Origin of the sequence: Succinimonas amylolytica DSM 2873, assembly GCF_000378405.1 — a bacterium.
GTDB classification, from domain to species: Bacteria; Pseudomonadota; Gammaproteobacteria; order Enterobacterales; family Succinivibrionaceae; genus Succinimonas; species Succinimonas amylolytica.
Genome location: NZ_KB899638.1, coordinates 331,679 through 337,245 on the forward strand (window position 1 = coordinate 331,679; position 5,567 = coordinate 337,245).

A 5,567-nucleotide genomic window follows, 5' to 3' on the forward strand; every position below is an offset into this window, starting at 1 on the left:
ATAATTCCGGTTTCCTGAATAAAAGCTCCAACCAGTCCCAAATGCCCCATGGTTAAAGGTTTAAGCAGCTCTCTCGTAATAACGGTCATGACATCCCCCAAAATTGGCAATAATCGCCGTATTCTAGGGAAATAAAATCGCCTGCCACAAGCGAGATAATATTAAAGCGATCCTTGTATCACATTTTAAAAATAAATATTTTATATATGTATTTTTTGTGACAAACCCCTATATTAATCGACGTCACAACATGCTAGTCTCAAAAAGGAATTTGAAATTCCTCCAGCCCATTATAAAAAGTGGTAATTAAGCAATCTCAACTGCGAAATGTAAGGTAAAACCGAAATACGGAGCAAACGTATCAGGATGCAGCATATTGTATTCATCGAAATTATTAAGAGCTGACTGGGAATTGTATTTCTTTATGGGAAGAATACCGGTCAGGTATGCCAGAGAAAAGCACGAAAGGCCGTCGGCAGCTTTAAACAGACCTCTGAGCATATCAATAAATTTTTTCTGAAGAGCCTCGTTATCCCGGTATTCCCGGTACAGCAGATCCCATTCATCCATAATTAGGACAAATTTTGCCTCCGTGGCGACCAAAGCCTGTTTTAACGATTTTCTGCCAATCAGGGGCGCTTTGCTGATCTTTTCATCAAATTCCCGGTTCTGTCTGATTTCCAGCAATGTCACATACTGGAGGTAGTCAACAATATCGTCTACATAATCAACATAAAGACTTTTATCTGACTCGTAGGCCCGGAAATCATTATCTATGCTGTTCATGTCCCAGTAGATAACATTGCACCTGTTCAGGTATTCCTCGTAGGTAATTTCCTTTTTCTGTCCGTTAACTGTCTTTGTCCGCTATAACCGGCCACCTTCAGCCCCGCAAACACGGCCTTGCAGTCGGCACCTTTGGAATAATAGGAGGCCAGCATGTGCGCGGTGACGGTTTTTCCGAAACGCCGGGGTTTGGCAAAGGCAATAAGCTTTAAATCTCCGGCATCCAGTCTGTCAATGGTTTCAGCGATAAAATCAGTCTTGTCAACGAAGATACCGGAGTCCTGTTTAGCTACAAGTTCTGTGAAGGCATTACTGCCCCCGGGATTTAAAAAAGTTCCCATATCGCATTTACTCCAAAAACCATCCCTGAGTGCCGGGAATTTCAGGCTTTTCCCCTGGAAAAAACAAAACGCTCCCCAGGCCTGCGAGGTTTTACAAATTATTCAGGACCGGCCAGTCCGGATCTCAATTCGCTGCTATCATTGCTGACGCTGTTACCATTCGGGGGAGTAAGCAGTCCGTCTTTATGTATACAGGGCAATGTTCTGAGTATGATCTGGGAGCCGCAACCACAGGAGCCCCCGCCTTTATTAGAATCCATCCCGCCTTTATTAGAATCCATCCCTCCTCAATTATACTCGGATGGCATAAAAAGTCCTGTCCGGAGCGCTTCCAATTTCTCAGGATTCCGGGGGAACGGAAACTGCTCATGGGGATTTTATGGTTACCGAAAGGATAACGGAGCAAAGATCATGCGCCCTGGTTAAATACGGTAAGATCCGCCTCCTGAATTTTCCGGTACATCTTCTCAGGTCAGGAAACCAGGCGTCAGGCATTCCGAAAGTGAAGCAGGCTAACTCCAGCGCCCTTTCTCAAAAATAACGCCCGGCCGCCCGCAGGCGGGCGAAAGACGGGCGCGGGAAGCCGCGCCAGATTCCGAGGCTCCGCCGCGGCGGCTGATTACCAGATTAGAAGATTACAGATTCCAGATTAGCCGTAAAGCGGGCCGCACAGCGTAGTCACCACCGTAGACGTCGCTACCAAGCGGGCCTAGCGCGCCAACCGTACTCACGTACGATGCGTTGTCCTGAGAGAAGCCCGGCGACCGCAGCCACCACCAGCAATAACCTTCATAGGAACAACCTCCCCTATGGGCTTTTGCCACGGCCGTAGGCTGACACCTTATTTCACTCTCATTCTTAAAATACTGTTCCGCCTCCGCAAGGCTGAGGCAGAAAACCCGGTCCCGGGTATTATTTCCGCCAGGGATAGCGTATTTCCGGTTATATTCATTCACTACCTCTGAGAGCCGAATTCTTCGCATTTCCTCCTCCGAGAAAGCCTCCTTCAGAAAATCATTGTTAAGCCACTTCCGGAGATCACATTTTTCCCAGGTTATAGATACACTCTCATGATGATACTGTTTGCAGTCCAGACCGTAACGGCTCACCAGCAAGGCCTCATCGCCGCTGACCTCCAGAACCAGCCATTCAATTGGTTCTTTGGAATTATCGTTGTTCTGGGGATAGCTTCCAAACTTTACATATTCCCCGACTTTAACCCGCATGGGCTTCCGCGTAGGATATTTAATGCCCTTTACGGTAATGCCGGCCTGCGTGTCCGTAGCGGAACCGGAGTATGACCGGAATCTTCCGATAACCTGCGAGAGTGCGGAGATTTTTTCGAGTTCGGTTAAGGATCTGTTATGAGAGCTGACAAAGTTCTGGAAAAACTCCGGGGTATCCCGGTTTTCCTGAAGAAGCTTCTCAAAATAGGCCTTTAAATCCGGTACCGAGGAGAATAAAAGCTCCTCAAACCTTACAAAACCGGAAACGGTTCTTCTGAGATTATCGTAGGAGCTGGAATGCCAGAGCTTTTCGGATACTTCTTTAAGAGCGGCGTCATAGGAGGTAAGGAGTTTACGGAGACGATAGGTCTCCTTTTTCCGGAGGAGACTGCCCACGTAGTCATCAAAGGCTCTGGCGTTTTTAAACTGGAGTTCGCCCTGCCCGAAAACTGCCCGGTTCAGATCCTCCAAAACCAGCTTTAAAGCCTCCCGGGACTTTTCCTCCGGCATAACAGCGGAAAAGAATTCCAGATCCTTTTGGTGATCCTCAATATACCTGATGTACCCCGAAAAACCCTGCTCGCTTTCCAGCTTTTTAAGATACCCCAAAAGCTCTGCGGGACAGCTGAAGGCCTTATCGCCCACCCGGATATTTCTCTTATCTGAAAATGCATAGCCCAATACCCAGGCAGCCTGCATATCCGAACACTTCTGGTGCGTAATCTGTAATGCGGCCTTCTGAAGAAGAACGGTAGCTGCATCACTCTTTAAAATTGTTCCCGCATAGAAGTCCAGGAAGGAGCTCTGTAAAAGCCGGAGCTCGCCCATAAATCCGGCATTCCCGGACAACGCCGCAGCCACCGCCGCTTCGCCAAGTTCAGAGAGATTCCCGAATTCCCGGCCGCCGCAGAATATTGTTTTCAGGCTCGGAAGAAGCCGGTACATCAGGCGGTAAAATGTTTTATGCATTGATACCGCATCCGTATTCCCCTGCAGACTCTCCTCCGCCTCCCGGCAGATCTTTTCGAAATCGGGGGCAAAGAGACTGAAGTGATGGGTCAGAATTCCTCTACCCGCATCCCGGATTCCGGAAGCAGGATTTTTAAGCATGGCCTTAACCAGAGACTCCAGAGTCTCATACTTAACCCCGGCAAAGCCGTAGGGAAGAAATTGCGTTTTTGGTCCCGCCTCATAACCTTCACCTGGTACCGGCACATCTTCGCCCTTTAGCCACCTTCTCACCTCATCATAGCCCCAGCGTCTGTTGGGGTTATCCTTCTCGTTACGGTGGGAAAGATCCTTGTAGGTAAGCCCCAGCACCAGATCCCTAAGACGCGGCGGGAAGTCTGCCGGAAAGCTGATTTTACTGATAGCGGCCAGTCTGGAGACCTCCTCCGGAGAAAGAGCTTCATTCTGGAAAGGGGTATAGCCGGTATAAAGCTCAAAGACGGTAATGCCGAGAGCATAGTAGTCTGTCTCCCGGTGAAAAAGCCTCTGCACGGTCTCGGGAGCGGCGTAGGCCGGAGTCATGCCGGTACGGGTTAGGAGAACAGTGTTTTTTCCGGCATCAGAACTGATCCCGAAATCAATCAGGACGATATGCTCCCCGGTATCATCCGGTATCAGGTTTCCGGGCTTGAGATCCTTGTGCAGAATTCCCGCGTCATGAAGTGCCTTAAGACCTTCAGTAACTGAAGGGATAATATAGCTGCCAAGCTCCTCTTCGGAAAACAGGATCCCCTGCGCCAGAACCTCTGAAAGAGCCGGCATCCCGTAATACGGGAGCACTGCGTACTGATGCTTCTCGTAAACGCCGAAGCTTACCACGGGAGCCACACAGGGACTATTGAGCATTTTCAGCTTTTCGATCACATCCGGCTTTACTGCATTCTCCCGGCGGTAGTATTTGAGAACGTAGCTTTTCCCCGCATAAGCCCCCGTGCCGGAACAGCGGTAGATATCAGCCTCGCCGGAGGTAACAGTCATTTTTTGCTCTGCATAAAAATCCCCCAGCATTTTCCCGGTGAGATCCGGTACCGGGGATTCCCCGGCGTTAATCCGGGTCCCCCGGAGCTTATCCAGGTAAGAGAGATTGATTTTGGTTTCTGACATGCATGCTCCCGGAAAAAACTTGCCCCGTAACAGCAGACGGGCCTATGCCAATAGAACCCCGCTCCTGAAAACACCTTATCAGCCTGACAGCAAAGGCGTTTTGACGGGAACCGGATCCCAAAATTATCCTTGAATATGAGAAGATTATCTCCGAATGCCCGGAATGATAGTTTGATAAGGGAGCCCTATTTGAAAAAATAATGGCCAAAAATGCGAGCCTGAACAGATTTCGGCGGCTTTGGAGGCTCTCCGCTATTCTCTCTCTCAAGGACGAAAATACGGAAGTTCGGACAGCACAGTCTTTCTGCATTACCACCGTTATGATACAGGAACAGAGCTCATTCGCCCTGGTAATTACGGTAGCTCCGGCTGCTGCTTTTTCCGGTACATGTTCTGCTGCTTATTCCGGTACATGTTCTTCTCCTCCGGTTAGGAAATTAAGAGTCAGGCATTACAAAAACGAACCTGGGTATTACACCGCCAGTATCTCAAAAATAACGTGCCGCCCGCAAGGGGCGCGCTGCCCGAATAGACACGCCCGACGCGCCGCCCTGATCACCGCCCGGCTACCGCAGCCACCACCAGCATTAAACGTCATCGCTGACATAAGTACCATGGGCCTGTGCCACGGCCGCAGGCTGCCCCCTTCTTTCACTGTCATTCTTAAAAGACTGTACCGCTTCTGCAGGGCTCTGAGGCAGGAAACCCGATCCCGAGTATTATCCGTAATTCCTGCCACCTAATTCTAAACTAGAACTTTCCCAAATCGTAATACTATACATTCTTTTTTGGTCTGCCAGGAGATCTTTTAGTTGGTACTTCATCTTGTGGTAAAAGAGACAACTTTTGAAGTACCTTAACCTGAGACGGATTCATATTTATAAGTTGCCAATCACCCGAGTTAATTCTGGCTTGCTTAGCTCTTTTTAAAATTGACATGATTTTTTTATAGGTAAAAGTGTTCAGTAATTCAGCCTTATCAAATTTGTTAATCAATTTAAATGATAGAACAGTTGACAGGAAATTGCAGAATTCACTTCCTATGATTGAGTAATCATCATGCACTCTGGTTTCATCAAACAGACACGCATTTTTATAGAAT

At 48.4% G+C, this 5,567-nt stretch carries 3 protein-coding genes and 1 pseudogene; all 4 read right to left on the reverse strand.

Annotation, left to right across the window (positions count from 1 at the left end):
• Positions 1 to 306: 306 nt before the first annotated feature.
• Complete coding sequence (locus F557_RS0114205; RefSeq protein ID WP_019002888.1) at positions 307 to 786, reverse strand: AAA family ATPase; 480 nt, start codon at positions 784 to 786, stop codon at positions 307 to 309.
• Positions 787 to 812: 26 nt separating this feature from the next.
• The gene (locus tag F557_RS0114210) at positions 813 to 1,127 is read right to left on the reverse strand and encodes an AAA family ATPase (RefSeq protein ID WP_019002889.1); all 315 of its coding nucleotides are present in this window, start codon (positions 1,125 to 1,127) and stop codon (positions 813 to 815) included.
• Positions 1,128 to 1,762: 635 nt separating this feature from the next.
• Complete coding sequence (locus tag F557_RS21485; RefSeq protein WP_019002891.1) at positions 1,763 to 4,465, reverse strand: protein kinase domain-containing protein; 2,703 nt, start codon at positions 4,463 to 4,465, stop codon at positions 1,763 to 1,765.
• Between the two features lie 774 nt (positions 4,466 to 5,239).
• Positions 5,240 to 5,567, reverse strand: a pseudogene (locus F557_RS23085) (transposase); the annotation flags it as partial.